We start from the raw sequence: 15,727 nt of genomic DNA on the forward strand, positions 1-15,727 counted from the left end.
ATGGTGTTCCGTGTTATCAATGTGGCGGGTACCGAATAGCATCGTAAAAATCGCCAATGCGACCACAACAAACCACGACACGCTATCGTTTTGATAACCAAAATCAGTAGCCAGCTCCGGAGCAATGATTTCAAGCCCCATAGTGATACCACGCAGCTGTAAAGCGATGTACGGCAAAATTCCCGCAACCGCTATGAGCGTAACAACCACGGCCAAACCTTGGGATTTACCGTAGCGTGCTCCGATAAAGTCAGCAATCGACGTGATGTGTTCCCGTTTAGCAATCAAAATAAGCCGAGCTAAAACGCGCCATCCGATGGTAAACACTAAAATGGGAGCAATATAGATAGGCAAGAAAGACCAAGGATTACTGCTGGCCTGCCCGACCGTGCCGTAGAAGGTCCACGATGTACAGTACACCGCAATGGAAAGGCTATAAATCCAAGGCCGCCAGCGCGCTAGCCACCTTTTCTGAATGTCGCCGTACCACGCGATGATAAATAAAGCTCCCAAATACGCTAAAGAAACGGGAACCACCAGCCATCCTTGCATCCGATATCCTTTCTTGCCTTTCTTGCTACTTTTAAAGCAAGAGAATAAAAAAACCTCTCCATGAGGGAGAGGTTTCATTTAACACTGCTTTGATAACGGAGACAAAGCTTAGTTTTTAACCTTTGTTACATAAGTCTAATTCTGTGTTTCAAGTGGCTTGTCTGATACATCAACCACCTGATGTGGGTCTTGCGAATCAAGCTTGATGAACAGAGCCAATAACCCCATCGCGGCCATGCCCCAGAACACAAGCGATCCCCAGTGCTCATAACCCCAGCCACTCAATACGGTCATTAACGCGATAAATGCGCCCAACGGAATCGCGTTATACAACGCTTGCAACGCTACGATCTTATTTTCTTCGGAGTTTTGGATATATTGGATCGCGGCAATGTGTGCGGTAGCGAAAGTCACACCATGCAATAGTTGAACAACCACCAAAGCAATAATTGATGTTGTCGACGCCGTAATACCCCAACGCATCATTACACCAACGGCAGCAGCAATAAACAGCGCGCGTATCGACCAACCTACGAATAAGCGCTTACTCAATGCAAACACTGCCACTTCTGCGGCCACTCCTAAGCTCCACAAGTAGCCAATGACATCTTCCGAGTGACCAGCGGCCTTCCAGTGAATCGCACTAAAGCCGTAGTAAGCCGCATGACTGCCCTGAATTAGTGACACCAACACTAAGAATTTTAGTATCGGCTTGTCGGTCAAAAGAGCGGTCAGCTTTGGACGTTCTGCGCTTTGCCCACCGTGCGTTACAGGCATTGGGTTAGTCGGTCGCATAGCAAACAGCAACGAGATAAACACGCCGAACATCGCAGTGTACAAGATCATATCGGAGCCAAATTCAGCCACCAGGTAGCCCACTGCCGTCGAGCCTGCGATAAAGGCGATCGAACCCCATAGCCGCGTGCGGCCATAATCGAGCATTTTCAGGCGAGCGTAGTAATTTGCCATCGCGTCCGACAACGGAATAATCGGTCCACAACAAAGATTGAACAACACTGTCGCTAGTGCCATTAACCAAAAGCTACCACCCGTAAAAAAGTGAAATCCAACAAAAAGGAGGGCAGCGAAACTCAACCAACGTAAAGCAGGCATAAGATGTTCGACTTTGTGTACTCGTGGGGTGATCACGATATTGGCAACACAACGTGTCGCAAGGCCTAACCCGACCAGCAAACCGATATCTGTCGAAGATACGCCCTGATCCTTAAACCAAAGTGACCAAAATGGCAGATACACGCCATACGCAAAGAAGAATCCGAGAAAGTACTGGGAAATCCAGCCATACGGAGAAGGTTTCAACATTACTAATATCCTAAAACGGGAACACCAACGTTCGAGCCGGGAATTATGGATCGCCATGCGTATTATAAAAAGGGAAGAATAAGAAACTTATCGTTTCCTCGATGGAATACTAACTTTGCGACATTTGGCATCTTCAAGCGAAAACATCGTAATTTAGACCAAAGTCGTCTGGCTTCCGGTAAGAAATTTGTCAGACTTAGAGAGTGTTCCTTCCATCATTATTGGGTGTTCTCATGCCTGACAAATTTAACATGCAATCTCCACCGTTCGATCGCTTAACTGAAGCACAACAAACGCGACTGCGATCGTCTCTGGACGTCGCCTACTATCGAGCTCGAGATGTTATTTTATCCTGCGGACAGAAGAACCCCCACTTACATATTCTGATCAAAGGCGCGGTAGAAGAGCGCTCCAACGATCAACAGGAAGTGTTCGCACATTATGCCAACGACGATATGTTCGATGTACGCTCGTTACTTGAAGACAAGGTACGTCATCACTACATCGCGCTTGAGGACACGCTCTCTTACCTACTGCCGAAAGAAGTTTTCCTTGCCCTTTACAACGAAAATGGCCAGTTTGCAGCCTATTTCGATAACAATTTATCGAAACGGCAAGAGCTCATCGAAGCGGCCCATCAACAGCAAAACTTAGCGGAGTTTATTCTCACTAAAGTTGACCGCAGCATTTATCACCCACCGATGATCCTTGAACCAAATACACCAATTCACGAGGTAACGCGTGCCTTAAAAGAAAATGGGATTGACGCTGCATTGGTTCAACTCCATGGCGATGATCCACGATTGGAAAAATGGCCATCAGCCCACCCGTACGCAATAGTGACTCGTACTAATATGCTGCATTCTGTGATGATAGATGGTTGCGCGCTCGACACACCAGTGGGTGAGATCGCGAGCTTTCCTGTTTATCACGTTGATGATGGTGACTTTCTATTCAACGCCATGATCACAATGACCAGAAATAGAATGAAACGCCTCATGGTATGTGAAGGCAACAGAGCCGTCGGCATGCTGGATATGACCCAAATTCTCAGCGCGTTCTCAACCCACTCTCACGTGTTAACGCTCAGTATTGCTCGAGCAAGTAGCGTGGAAGAGCTCGCTTTGGCCTCAAACCGCCAACGTCAATTGGTCGAGAGCTTATTGAAAAACGGCATCCGCACTCGCTTCATCATGGAGCTTATCTCAGCCGTAAACGAACAAATTATCGAGAAAGCGTTCGAGTTAGTGATACCACCAGCCTTGCACGACCATTGTTGCTTGATCGTACTCGGCTCTGAAGGCCGAGGAGAGCAAATTCTCAAAACCGATCAAGACAATGCCCTGATTATTCAAGATGGTTTGGAATGGCCTCATTGCGAACAAGTGATGCGATCCTTCACACACACCCTACAACAGCTCGGTTATCCACTTTGCCCTGGTAAAGTGATGGTTAACAACCCGAAATGGGTCAAAACACAGCAAGAATGGATAAGTACCCTAAACCACTGGATAGCTAAAGCCGAACCAGAACAAATCATGGACTTAGCTATTTTCAGTGACGCCCATGCTGTTGCTGGGAATTGCGAGCTGCTGGCTCCAATTGCGGCGCATCTTCGTGACACAATGAAAGATCGCATGTTGATATTGTCTGACTTTACTCGCCCTGCCTTGCAGTTTTCGGTGCCCCTAACTCTATTTGGCAACGTAAAAAGTGCTAAAGACGGATTGGACATTAAACGCGGCGGTATTTTCCCAATTGTACACGGCATTCGCGCCTTGTCTTTGGAGTATGCCATTGAAGAGAAGAACACGTTTGAACGCATTGAAGCTCTGAGAAATAAGCGCATCTTAGAATCCGAAACGGCAGATAATCTCAACGAAGCACTGAAATTGTTCTTTAAACTTCGTCTTAATCAGCAACTCAAAAAGCAAGAAGCGTTGAATAACATTGATATTAAACAACTGGATAGAACTGAGCGTGATTTGCTTCGCCACAGCTTACATGTGGTGAAGAAATTTAAGCAATTTTTAGGCTTCCATTATCAAATTCGTGATTAACCCTGATTTTCATAAATCACAGAGGCGTAGGCAATGAACTGGTTACAACGCAAATACTGGCATTACAAATTGAAAGGCTCGCCTTATCAGTCGCTGTTTTGCACGCCAGATAAAACAGAATACGTCTCTCTTGACTGCGAAACCACCAGCCTTGACCCAAATCGCGCCGAGCTGGTGACTATTGCAGCCACCAAGATCATCGACAACCGCATCATCACCAGTCAACCATTTGAAGTCCGCTTACGCGCGCCGCAATCGCTCGACTCAGGCTCGGTCAAGATCCATCGAATTCGCCACCAAGACTTAGTCGATGGCATCAGTGAAAAAGAGGCGCTGCTCGAGCTGCTCGACTTTATCGGCAACCGACCACTTGTGGGCTATCACATTCGTTACGATAAAAAGATCTTAGACCTTGCTTGTCTGCGGCAACTTGGCTTCCCACTTCCTAACCCACTTATCGAGGTCAGTCAGATTTATCACGATAAGTTGGAACGACATTTGCCGAATGCCTATTTCGACTTAAGTCTGGATGCCATTTGTAAACACCTCGAACTTCCTATCCAAGACAAACACGACGCCTTGCAAGACGCGATTTCTGCCGCTTTGGTCTTTGTCCGCTTAACGAAAGGCGATTTACCCAACCTAACCGCGCCGTATACATAAAAATCAGTTGACCTAGCTCCCAGAAATACTTTTGTTTCAGCGATTTCCCGGCGCTTCCATCACTCTCATCCTAAAGTCTAATTGTGGAAATACGCGCGGTGACTGACAGTTATAAGCACAACGTCGTCATTACCACGACCAAGTTATTTAGAACCAAAAAACAGCCCTACAAAAATATATTCAAAATCTTATCTAGATTGGTGTAAGGCCGAGAAATAAGGCACAAGGAGAGAAGCCATGAGCGAAGCCCACGTTTATCCGGTAAAAGAAAATATTAAAACTCATACACACGCGGATAATGATACTTACTTAGCCATGTATCAGCAGTCGGTAACCGATCCAGAGGGCTTCTGGAGCGAGCACGGCAAAATCGTTGATTGGATCAAACCTTTCACCAAAGTAAAAAGCACTTCTTTCGACACTGGCCATGTTGATATTCGCTGGTTTGAAGATGGCACACTGAACGTCTCGGCTAACTGTATTGACCGTCATCTTGCAGAACACGGGGACGACGTCGCCATCATTTGGGAAGGCGATGATCCAGCCGACGACAAAACACTCACTTTCAACGAACTGCACAAAGAAGTGTGTAAATTCTCCAACGCATTGAAAGAGCAAGGCGTACGCAAGGGCGACGTGGTGTGTCTATACATGCCAATGGTGCCAGAAGCCGCAGTGGCGATGCTCGCTTGTACCCGTATTGGTGCGGTTCACACCGTAGTATTTGGCGGTTTCTCACCAGAAGCACTATCCGGCCGTATCATCGACTCTGACGCTAAAGTCGTGATCACCGCTGACGAAGGCGTACGTGGCGGACGCGCTGTTCCACTGAAAAAGAACGTGGATGAAGCACTAACCAACCCAGACGTAAAAACCATCAATAAAGTCGTCGTGCTTAAACGTACAGGTGGTGATGTTGAATGGCATGAACACCGTGATGTTTGGTGGCACGAAGCAACAGCCAACGTTTCTGACGTTTGCCCACCAGAAGAGATGAAAGCCGAAGACCCGCTGTTCATCCTCTACACATCTGGCTCGACAGGTAAACCTAAAGGCGTACTACATACTACAGGCGGTTACCTCGTCTACGCGGCAATGACCTTTAAATATGTCTTCGATTATCAACCAGGTGAAACCTTCTGGTGTACCGCGGATGTGGGCTGGATTACAGGCCATACTTACCTAATTTATGGTCCACTAGCGAACGGGGCCAAAACCATTCTGTTTGAAGGTGTTCCAAACTACCCAAGCACGGCTCGTATGAGTGAAGTGGTTGATAAGCACCAAGTGAACATTCTCTACACTGCGCCAACCGCTATTCGTGCACTAATGGCAAAAGGTAACGAAGCGGTAGCAGGGACATCACGTTCAAGCTTACGTGTAATGGGTTCAGTAGGTGAGCCTATCAACCCTGAAGCGTGGGAGTGGTACTACAAAACGATTGGTAACGAGAGCTCGCCTATCGTTGATACTTGGTGGCAAACAGAGACCGGCGGTATCTTAATTGCACCACTACCAGGCGCAACAGACTTAAAACCAGGCTCAGCAACTCGACCATTCTTCGGAGTCCAACCTGCACTGGTTGATAACATGGGCAACATCATTGAAGAAACCACAGCAGAAGGTAACTTGGTGATCCTTGATTCATGGCCAGGTCAGATGCGTACTGTTTATGGCGACCACGAACGCTTTGAACAGACCTACTTCTCAACCTTCAAGGGAATGTACTTTACTAGTGATGGTGCTCGTCGTGACGAAGACGGCTACTACTGGATCACTGGCCGTGTTGATGACGTACTAAACGTGTCGGGTCACCGTATGGGTACCGCTGAAATTGAATCAGCGCTAGTGGCGCACCACAAGATTGCAGAAGCGGCGATTGTTGGTATTCCACATGACATCAAAGGCCAAGCTATCTACGCTTACATTACATTGAACGATGGTGAATTCCCGTCAGCTGAGCTGCACAAAGAAGTTAAAGATTGGGTGCGTAAAGAGATTGGTCCAATCGCGACACCAGATGTACTGCACTGGACAGATTCCTTACCGAAGACTCGTTCTGGTAAGATAATGCGTCGAATCCTGCGTAAGATTGCAACGGGCGATACAAGCAACCTCGGAGACACGTCAACGCTTGCCGATCCGAGCGTGGTAGACAAGCTTATCGCAGAGAAAGCAGAATTGGCATAAATTCAACCAACTGTTTTAAAAGCACTTTAAAAACCGCCATCACTCATGGCGGTTTTTTGCTTTAGTGCACAAATTGGCCACAAAAAAAATATGGCAATTATGTTGTTTTTGTTAACTTGGTTACAGAAACGAGAGTGGCTATTAGGAGATTAGACCAGTAAATTGCTGCTAATTGCTATGAATTAGCTATAATCTTGGTCGATTTTTTAAAATTTGCTCGGTTTTAACAAAAAAATCGTGCTGAACTATCGTATATTTGGGAATATAAACGTTCCACTCACGATAAGGGAAGATAGCAACACAATGTCTGCAAAGTCACGGATTCTTGTTCTAAACGGACCAAATCTTAATCTATTGGGTCTGCGCGAACCGACACACTATGGTCACAGTACCTTAGCTCAAGTTGTGGATACTCTTACAGAGCAAGCCCATAACGCTGGGGTAGAACTGGAACACCTACAATCAAATCGTGAGTACGAACTGATTGAAGCCATTCACGCTGCCTATGGCAAGATTGACTTCATCATCATCAATCCAGCGGCTTTCACTCATACTAGTGTGGCGCTGCGAGATGCATTACTTGGCGTCGCCATCCCATTTATTGAGGTGCACTTATCAAATGTGCACGCACGTGAACCATTCCGTCATCACTCTTACCTGTCAGATAAAGCAGAGGGTGTGATTTGCGGTTTAGGCGCACAAGGTTATGAATTTGCTCTGTCTGCAGCGATCAATAAGCTACAGGCAAAGTAACCCTAACACTCTGCAACCCTACGAGGGTTGTCTTAATCACAAGATAAAAGAGAAAGAAAAGATGGATATTCGTAAAATCAAGAAGCTAATTGAGTTAGTTGAAGAGTCTGGCATTGCTGAGCTAGAGATCTCTGAAGGTGAAGAGTCAGTGCGCATCAGCCGTCATGGCACTGCAGCTCCTCAAGCACCAATTCACTACGCAGCAGCTCCAGCGGCGGCACCTGCTCCAGTAGCAGCGGCACCAGTAGCGGAAGCGCCAGCAGCAGAAGCTCCAGCAGCAACACCTGCAGGTCACCAAGTTCTTTCTCCAATGGTTGGTACTTTCTACCGCTCTCCAAGCCCAGACTCTAAAGCATTCGTAGAAGTGGGTCAGAAAGTAAATGCTGGCGATACTCTATGTATTGTTGAAGCAATGAAAATGATGAACCAAATCGAAGCGGACAAATCTGGCGTTGTTACAGCAATCCTAGCTGAAGACGGCCAACCAGTTGAATTCGACCAACCTCTTGTTGTAATCGAATAAGCGGGGCTTGCCTTATGCTAGACAAAGTAGTCATCGCGAACCGAGGTGAAATTGCACTTCGTATTCTTCGCGCTTGTAAAGAATTAGGTATTAAGACCGTCGCTGTTCACTCAACAGCGGATCGCGATCTTAAGCACGTACTACTCGCAGACGAAACCGTATGTATCGGCCCTGCTCGTGGTATCGACAGCTACCTAAACATTCCACGCATCATTTCTGCAGCAGAAGTGACTGGTGCTGTGGCTATCCACCCAGGTTACGGCTTCCTGTCTGAGAACGCAGACTTCGCAGAGCAAGTTGAGCGCAGTGGTTTCATCTTCGTTGGCCCAAAGGCAGACACTATCCGCCTAATGGGCGATAAAGTATCTGCTATCAATGCAATGAAGAAAGCAGGCGTTCCTTGTGTACCGGGTTCTGACGGCCCTCTAGACAATGACGAAGAGAAAAACAAAGCATTTGCTAAGCGCATTGGTTACCCAGTAATCATCAAAGCATCTGGCGGCGGCGGCGGTCGTGGTATGCGTGTTGTTCGCGCAGAGAAAGACCTTATCCAAGCTATTGCAATGACACGTGCTGAAGCAAAAGCGGCGTTCAACAATGACATGGTTTACATGGAGAAATTCCTAGAAAACCCTCGTCACGTTGAAGTTCAGGTTATTGCTGACGGTCAAGGCGGCGCAATCCACCTTGGTGAGCGTGACTGTTCAATGCAACGTCGTCACCAAAAAGTAGTGGAAGAAGCTCCAGCACCTGGTATCACCGAAGAAATGCGTAAGTACATCGGTGAACGCTGTACTCGTGCATGTATCGAGATCGGTTACCGCGGCGCAGGTACGTTTGAATTCCTATACGAGAACGGTGAGTTCTACTTCATCGAAATGAACACTCGTATTCAGGTAGAGCACCCAGTAACAGAGATGGTTACTGGCATCGACCTAATCAAAGAACAGCTTCGCGTTGCAGCGGGTCAGCCTCTGTCATTCACTCAAGATGATATTAAGATCCGTGGCCATGCGATTGAGTGTCGTATCAACGCAGAAGACCCTGAGCGCTTCCTACCATCTCCGGGTAAGATCGAGCGTTTCCACGCTCCTGGCGGTATGGGTGTACGTTGGGAATCTCATATCTACACAGGCTACACAGTACCACCTCATTACGATTCAATGATTGGTAAACTGATCACTTACGGTGAGAACCGTGATGTAGCGATTGCACGTATGAAGAACGCACTGGGTGAGATGATCATCGAAGGCATCAAAACTAACGTGCCACTGCAATTCTCCATTATGAATGACGAAAACTTCCAACACGGTGGTGCAAACATCCACTACCTAGAGAAGAAGCTTGGCTTACAATAAGCCTAAGCAAACGTCTTAAAAAATGCCCACTCCCGTGGGCATTTTTGTTTTATATGTACGCGAAGGGCTCAACATATAAATCGGCTTATTTGGGTATATACTCAAACAAATCGTAGAGTTCTGGTAAACTCTGCGCCACTTCATTCACTTTAAGAGCAAAAACCAATGCCTTGGATTCAAATCAAACTCAACGCGACCAATGAAAACGCTGAGCAAATCGGCGATATGCTAATGGAAGAGACTGGCGCGCTGTCTGTTACATTCTTAGACGCGCAGGATACACCTGTATTCGAACCTCTACCTGGCGAAACTCGCTTATGGGGCGATACTGATATTCTGGCACTGTATGATGCAGAAGCAGACACTAACTTCATCATCGACCAAATTAAAGCGAGCAATATGCTGGCTGACAATTTTGCTTACAAAGTAGAACAGCTTGAAGATAAAGACTGGGAACGCGAATGGATGGAAAACTTCCACCCAATGAAATTTGGTGAACGCTTATGGATTTGTCCAAGCTGGCGCGACATTCCAGATCCTGACGCTGTTAATGTTATGTTGGATCCAGGCCTTGCATTCGGTACGGGTACTCACCCTACAACAGCACTTTGTCTTGAGTGGCTAGAAAGCATGGACTTAAGCGGTAAGACCGTTATCGACTTCGGTTGTGGCTCAGGTATTCTTGCGATCGCAGCGATCAAACTGGGCGCTGAAAAAGTGATAGGGATCGACATTGATCCTCAAGCCCTGCTTGCTTCAAAAGACAATGCTGAGCGTAATGGCGTTGCAGACAAACTAGAAGTTTACTTACCGCAAAATCAACCAGAAGGTCTCGTCGCTGACGTCGTTGTGGCCAACATCCTTGCGGGACCTTTACGTGAACTTGCACCTATCATCAAAGGACTAGTTAAGCCAAATGGCGACCTCGCTATGTCCGGCGTATTAGACACTCAAGCTGAAGATGTTGCGAACTATTACCGTGACGAGCTTCACATTGACCCGATTGTTGAACAAAGTGAATGGTGTCGCATCTCTGGTCGTAAGCAAGGCTAGACAAGGTTTTCAGAGCTAATTGTTTGAAATTCATACAATTTACAAAAACAATTTGTAAATGCTCAAATATTAGTCTTTTCACGCAGTGAAAAAATGCGTAAAATGCGCGCCCTTGCTGGTACAGAACTGTGATGACGTTTTGAAAATCGGAAACTATCAACTTAAGAACAATCTAATCGTAGCCCCTATGGCTGGTGTAACGGATAGACCGTTTCGCGAGTTGTGTCTTCGCTATGGTGCGGGAATGGCCGTCAGTGAAATGATGTCTGCTAACCCAAAACTATGGGGAACGTCAAAGTCGAAACAGCGCATGGTACACGAGGGCGAATCGGGCATTCGCTCTGTACAGATTGCGGGTTCCGATCCACAGCTTATGGCGGACGCAGCTCAATTCAGTGTTGAGAACGGTGCACAAATCATCGACATCAACATGGGCTGCCCGGCAAAAAAAGTGAATAAGAAGCTAGCGGGCTCTGCTCTGCTTCAATACCCAAACATTATCGAAGAGATTTTGAAAGCGGTCGTGAATGCAGTGGACGTTCCTGTAACGTTAAAGACTCGAACTGGCTGGGATACAGACAACAAGAACTGTGTCCAGATCGCTAAATTAGCCGAAAACTGCGGCATACAAGCTCTTGCTCTGCATGGCAGAACGAAAGCATGTATGTACAAAGGTGAGGCCGAATATGACAGCATTAAAGCGGTAAAAGAGGCGATTTCAATTCCGGTTATCGCGAACGGTGATATCGATAGCCCGGAGAAAGCCAAATTTGTACTGGAGTACACCGGTGCGGACGCTTTAATGATTGGACGCCCTGCCCAGGGTCGTCCTTGGATTTTCCAGGAAATCCATCACTATTTGGAAAACGGCACCACAATGGAGGAACTTCCAACTGAGGAAGTGAAAACCATTATGCTTGGTCATGTAAATGCTCTGCATGAGTTTTATGGGGAGTTCTTAGGTCCACGTATCGCGCGCAAGCACGTTGGGTGGTACCTGAAAGAGCATGAACAGGCAAGTGAGTTTCGCCGTACCTTCAACGCTATCGACGCAGCTCCGCTGCAAATTGAGGCGTTAGAAGGTTATTTTGATAACGTTGCATCATAATTAAGAGAAGAGCTAGACCGAATATGTTCGAACAAAATCTGACTTCAGAAGCATTAACAGTAACTACAGTAACGTCACAAGACCAGATTACTCAGAAGCCTTTACGTGACTCTGTTAAAGCGTCTCTTAAAAACTACCTTGCTCAACTAAACGGCCAGGAAGTAACAGAACTATACGAATTAGTTCTAGCTGAAGTTGAACAGCCACTACTAGATACTATCATGCAGTACACTCGCGGTAACCAAACTCGCGCAGCAACTATGATGGGTATCAACCGCGGTACTCTTCGCAAGAAACTTAAGAAATACGGCATGAACTAAGACCGTTTTTCAAAAAGTATTTGGAACAAGCCGTTACCTTTTTAGGTAACGGCTTTTCTTTATCTACTAAAACACTACGAATAACGCTCACTTTGTTCAGTATTACCAACTGGCTTTAAGATAACTACTGCTGAGCCAAACAATAGGAAAGCCACGAAAGCGACCCATTCATTGCCTACAGAATACGCGAAGCCCGCCAAGGCAGACCAAGTCGCGACACCAAAGTGCATCATACTCATTCCAAAAGACATTAACACACCTCGATATTCATCAGATAAGCTTGCGATATGTGCTTGTAATGCCGGAGAACCAACCCCTCCAGCGAGAGACCAGAGCACTAGAGCTGGAAGATAAGCGGTCACCGTACTCATCTCATTTGAGAACACCCATGCACTACAAGGTATGCACACCATTAAGGCCACTCGCATAACGGCTCGAGAGCTACCAAGCCAGCGAGAAGCTCTCGCCACGCACATATTTCCAACCACACTCACGATCCCTAGAGCTGCATAAATAGCGCCCACCCAACCGAGCGCCAAATCGCTGGTATGTCGAATATGAAGGCCTATCAGGTTAAATACACCAATACCTCCCCCTAAACCTAAACACATCGCTAGAATCGCCCTCAACGCGCCAGGAACATGAATGACGTCTGTGATAGGTGGCAGAGTATCTGACTTCTTGGACTCATTATGCTTGTTGTTCATGAACACTACGCTCATAGCACCGACAAGAAGAGCCGCAACGCCCAAAATAATAAAAGCGGCACGCCATGATAAAAGCTGGGTCAACAATGCTCCGATCGCCGGGCTAGTTATCATACCTAGCGTTAATCCCGCCTGAACCATCACAATTTGACGCATCGCTCTATTACCCTTCGCGTCTCCCGCTAACGCGAATGCAATTGGCAACATGCCTGCACTTGCAATACCAGTGATCACTCGAGTTGCAATAGCAAGTTCAAAATCATGAACTATGCCCGTCGTAATAGACGCAACCCCAAATACAAAGCAAGCAGGCACCATGATACGAATACGCCCAACTCGGTCTGATAAACGGCCCAAGTAAGGAGCGCAAATTGCTATGGCTAAACTATATGCCGTAATAAATAAGGTCACCTGACTCGGTTGAACACTTAAATCATTTCCGATGGGTTCAAGAATAGATCCAAGCATCAACTCATCAGCACCAACAAGAAAAGCAACGAGAAATAGGATCATGGACTGCATCATAGCTCCACCTCCTGTTCTGTTTCCGATTCAGCACAAGTGAGCAACGAAATATCTAAAACTCTATCAGGCCAAGATTGCAAAAATGCCTTCTCATGAGATACCACAATCACGCTACCGGAAAAGCGCTGGAGAGCCTCTTTAAGCGCATTTTTACTACTGCTATCCAAATGTGTTGTTGGTTCGTCCAACAGCAAAACATTGCATTTCTGAACCGATAAACAACACAGTTTCACCCGAGTTTGCTCACCACCGCTCAATGTATCTAAGTGGCGCTGCGTCTTATCCCCCGTGATCCCAAAGCGAGCTAATAGCTTGCGTGACTCTTTGCTTGAGATTGTTGGCGCACAAGAGCACAGCTCCTGTTCAGGCGTGTTCTGAGGATGGCGCCAAGACAAATCTTGAGAAAAATAACCAATCATTGCACCTTTTGCCAATACCACCTCACCAGAGAGTGGCTCGATCTTCCCCATCAGGGTTTTAAGTAAGGTCGACTTACCCACGCCGTTAAAGCCAGCAACAACCAACTTTTCCCCGCGCGCTAACGTGATATCAAATACTGGAAGCAGAGGCTGCTGATAACCGATCATCAACGCTTTTGCCTCAACCACATTCGGTTGCTCAATGGGCTGGTAAGCAAAGTCAAACGTCGATACTTTCTCTACATGATTCAGTTGAATACGTTCGATTTTATCCAGTCTCTTCTTACGCCCTTTAGCAAGACTCGCGTTAACTCCTGCACCATTTTGGGCAATAAATTTCTCTAACTTTCGAATTTCACTTTGCTGAGCCTTATATTGCTTTTCTAATAAAGCACCGTCGTGCTGCTTTTGCTGCATTGCTTTGACATAAGTACCGCTGTATTTTCGAACCGTTTGATAATCAATATCACAAATACTGGTCGCTACTTGATTAAGAAAATCAACATCATGAGAAACCAGTAAAACGGTACCAATGTAATCATTGAGAAACGTGACTAGCCATTCAATGTGCGGAGCATCAAGATAGTTTGTCGGCTCATCAAGAATTAACACATCGGGGTTGCGAAGTAACAACCTGCCTAAAAGGACTTTGTGCCTTTGACCGCCACTTAGCGAGATAAGCGGTGTATCTAAGCCAAATTGATAAATACCAAGACCTACAGCAACTCGTTCAATTTTGGTATTAATTGCATAGAAGTCTTCATCTTCTAAATATGCCTGTAGCCGAGCGACTTGGCTTAAAAGAGATGTAGAGTGAGACTCGGTCATCGCATGATACAAAGTCCAAAGCTTTTGCTCTGCAGCGTATAAACTCTCAAAAGAGCCCTTTAAACACTCATGAACTGTCAGCACATTATCGATCTTAAAATGTTGTTCTAAATACCCCACCTCAAGGTTTGGTAACCATTCAATGCAGCCCTTATCTGCAGATAATTCACCGAAAAGCAGTTTCAATAAGGTGCTTTTTCCAACACCATTCGCTCCGGTGATACCTATTTTCTCTCCCACGTTAATACGAAAGGTCACGTTGTTGTATAACGTCTTATCAGCTATCTGATAAGACAAATTTTTAACTTGTAAAATACTCATGTTTTCAACCAAATAAAAAAGGGCCGGTGATCAATACCGGCCCTTATTTCAATACTGGGTAATGCTTTGTAGCTGCTTAACAGATACAAAAAGGCCGATGATGAAATATCACCGGCCATCTCTTCTCTTTTATCAGGTGTACAAGCTCCTGCGTATAACTTCAGCGAAGCTACCCACACATAAAACACCTGATGAAGATTAATTTAAGACTCCGAGCAACACTTCATCGCGTTTTTTGCATGGAGTTCAGCCTTCTTACAAAGCTTTTAAACAAGAGATATAACATGATTTACTGTTGAAAAAATATTCGATGTGAAGCGTACACCTTTAGAATAAAAAGTACCAGATAATTATTAAAACTATCGTGACTTACACGAAGGTCCACAGAAAGAAGACTTTTCCTCAGTCAATGTGCCAGGTGAACTGCTTACTCAGCAAACACAGCTATGAAAGCACCTATACCGCTCACGTTATACGTACGTAGTGGTGGCTTTGAAGGTTGGAGAGGGTTAGAGGGAAGAAGTAGCGAATATACTTTAAGACACTGGCTTAAATAGGTCGACAAAACAAAATCCATGTTTGGAAAGTTTTAAATGCGCTGAGTTTATATTAATAAGCGCCTATGGCTAAATCAAAACATCTAAAGCAGAGAAATCTCCCCCGAAAATAACATAACCTAGTGAATAAATTTTCCAGGTAATAATAAAGGAAGCTTTGGTAAGTAAGCACAAGGGCTGAGAACTAGCGCTCGATACTAGGACCCGGTTCAGTAGAAACCACACAAAACTGAGTTCCACTTCACTCATAACAGGGCTTAGAAAGCATCGCCAGAGGGAAGCCGGCCTCTCGATGCAAGGTTTCAATATGAAAGTGGGTTTAAGGTAAGTCGGGGAACCAAAACGAAAAAAGCCCCAGTCTTTCGACTGGGGCTTAATATAAGTGGCGGAGTGGACGGGACTCGAACCCGCGACCCCCGGCGTGACAGGCCGGTATTCTAACCAACTGAACTACCACTCCGCAGTGG

12 protein-coding genes, 1 tRNA gene and 1 pseudogene are annotated in these 15,727 nt (G+C 46.0%); 9 read left to right on the top strand and 5 right to left on the bottom strand.

Translation table 11 applies throughout. From position 1 onward, the window contains the following. Both IQR33_RS34950 and IQR33_RS30870 read right to left on the bottom strand, forming a co-directional pair. Window positions 1–552 (bottom strand): annotated as a pseudogene (locus tag IQR33_RS34950) (hybrid sensor histidine kinase/response regulator); the annotation flags it as partial. Between the two features lie 135 nt (window positions 553–687). Further along, on the bottom strand, window positions 688–1,875 hold the full coding sequence (locus IQR33_RS30870; protein WP_042523701.1) for a 3-phenylpropionate MFS transporter: 1,188 nt from the start codon (window positions 1,873–1,875) through the stop codon (window positions 688–690). Between the two features lie 233 nt (window positions 1,876–2,108). Between IQR33_RS30870 and IQR33_RS30875 the strand changes: the two genes are divergently transcribed. From IQR33_RS30875 to fis, 9 genes are all read left to right on the top strand, one after another. Then, window positions 2,109–3,935 carry a DUF294 nucleotidyltransferase-like domain-containing protein gene (locus IQR33_RS30875; RefSeq protein WP_054577284.1) on the top strand — a complete coding sequence of 609 codons (1,827 nt, stop codon included), beginning with the start codon at window positions 2,109–2,111 and terminating at the stop codon, window positions 3,933–3,935. A gap of 33 nt (window positions 3,936–3,968) precedes the next feature. After that, window positions 3,969–4,598 (top strand): 3'-5' exonuclease, encoded by a 630-nt coding sequence (locus IQR33_RS30880; protein WP_005382363.1) that lies wholly within the window; start codon window positions 3,969–3,971, stop codon window positions 4,596–4,598. 237 nt (window positions 4,599–4,835) lie between these two features. Next, window positions 4,836–6,788 carry an acetate--CoA ligase gene (acs, locus tag IQR33_RS30885; protein WP_054577285.1) on the top strand — a complete coding sequence of 651 codons (1,953 nt, stop codon included), beginning with the start codon at window positions 4,836–4,838 and terminating at the stop codon, window positions 6,786–6,788. 303 nt (window positions 6,789–7,091) lie between these two features. Next, window positions 7,092–7,541: a type II 3-dehydroquinate dehydratase gene (gene aroQ / locus IQR33_RS30890; RefSeq protein WP_005382360.1), complete on the top strand. Its 450-nt coding sequence runs from the start codon at window positions 7,092–7,094 to the stop codon at window positions 7,539–7,541. 61 nt (window positions 7,542–7,602) lie between these two features. Continuing rightward, on the top strand, window positions 7,603–8,064 hold the full coding sequence (gene accB, locus IQR33_RS30895; RefSeq protein WP_005386355.1) for an acetyl-CoA carboxylase biotin carboxyl carrier protein: 462 nt from the start codon (window positions 7,603–7,605) through the stop codon (window positions 8,062–8,064). Between the two features lie 14 nt (window positions 8,065–8,078). Then, entirely contained in the window at window positions 8,079–9,422 is a 1,344-nt protein-coding gene (gene accC, locus IQR33_RS30900; RefSeq protein WP_005382509.1) for an acetyl-CoA carboxylase biotin carboxylase subunit, read from the top strand. 165 nt (window positions 9,423–9,587) lie between these two features. Next, a complete protein-coding gene (gene prmA, locus IQR33_RS30905; protein WP_005382507.1) occupies window positions 9,588–10,475 on the top strand; it encodes a 50S ribosomal protein L11 methyltransferase in 888 nt (295 codons plus the stop codon). 139 nt (window positions 10,476–10,614) lie between these two features. Beyond that, the gene (gene dusB, locus IQR33_RS30910; RefSeq protein WP_005382505.1) at window positions 10,615–11,583 is read left to right on the top strand and encodes a tRNA dihydrouridine synthase DusB; all 969 of its coding nucleotides are present in this window, start codon (window positions 10,615–10,617) and stop codon (window positions 11,581–11,583) included. A gap of 23 nt (window positions 11,584–11,606) precedes the next feature. Next, window positions 11,607–11,903 (top strand): DNA-binding transcriptional regulator Fis, encoded by a 297-nt coding sequence (fis, locus tag IQR33_RS30915; RefSeq protein WP_000462885.1) that lies wholly within the window; start codon window positions 11,607–11,609, stop codon window positions 11,901–11,903. A 74-nt stretch (window positions 11,904–11,977) separates the two neighbouring features. Here fis and IQR33_RS30920 read toward each other — a convergent pair whose 3' ends face one another. From IQR33_RS30920 to IQR33_RS30930, 3 genes are all read right to left on the bottom strand, one after another. Further along, window positions 11,978–13,135 carry an MFS transporter gene (locus tag IQR33_RS30920; protein ID WP_193837580.1) on the bottom strand — a complete coding sequence of 386 codons (1,158 nt, stop codon included), beginning with the start codon at window positions 13,133–13,135 and terminating at the stop codon, window positions 11,978–11,980. Then, entirely contained in the window at window positions 13,132–14,703 is a 1,572-nt protein-coding gene (locus tag IQR33_RS30925; RefSeq protein ID WP_054575314.1) for an ABC-F family ATP-binding cassette domain-containing protein, read from the bottom strand. The genes IQR33_RS30920 and IQR33_RS30925 overlap by 4 nt, the downstream gene beginning before the upstream one ends. Window positions 14,704–15,643: 940 nt before the next feature. Then, a tRNA-Asp gene (locus tag IQR33_RS30930) sits at window positions 15,644–15,720 on the bottom strand. Between the last annotated feature and the right edge of the window lie 7 nt (window positions 15,721–15,727).

This window comes from Vibrio sp. OPT46, from assembly GCF_015163535.1.
Lineage (GTDB): Bacteria > Pseudomonadota > Gammaproteobacteria > Enterobacterales > Vibrionaceae > Vibrio > Vibrio alginolyticus.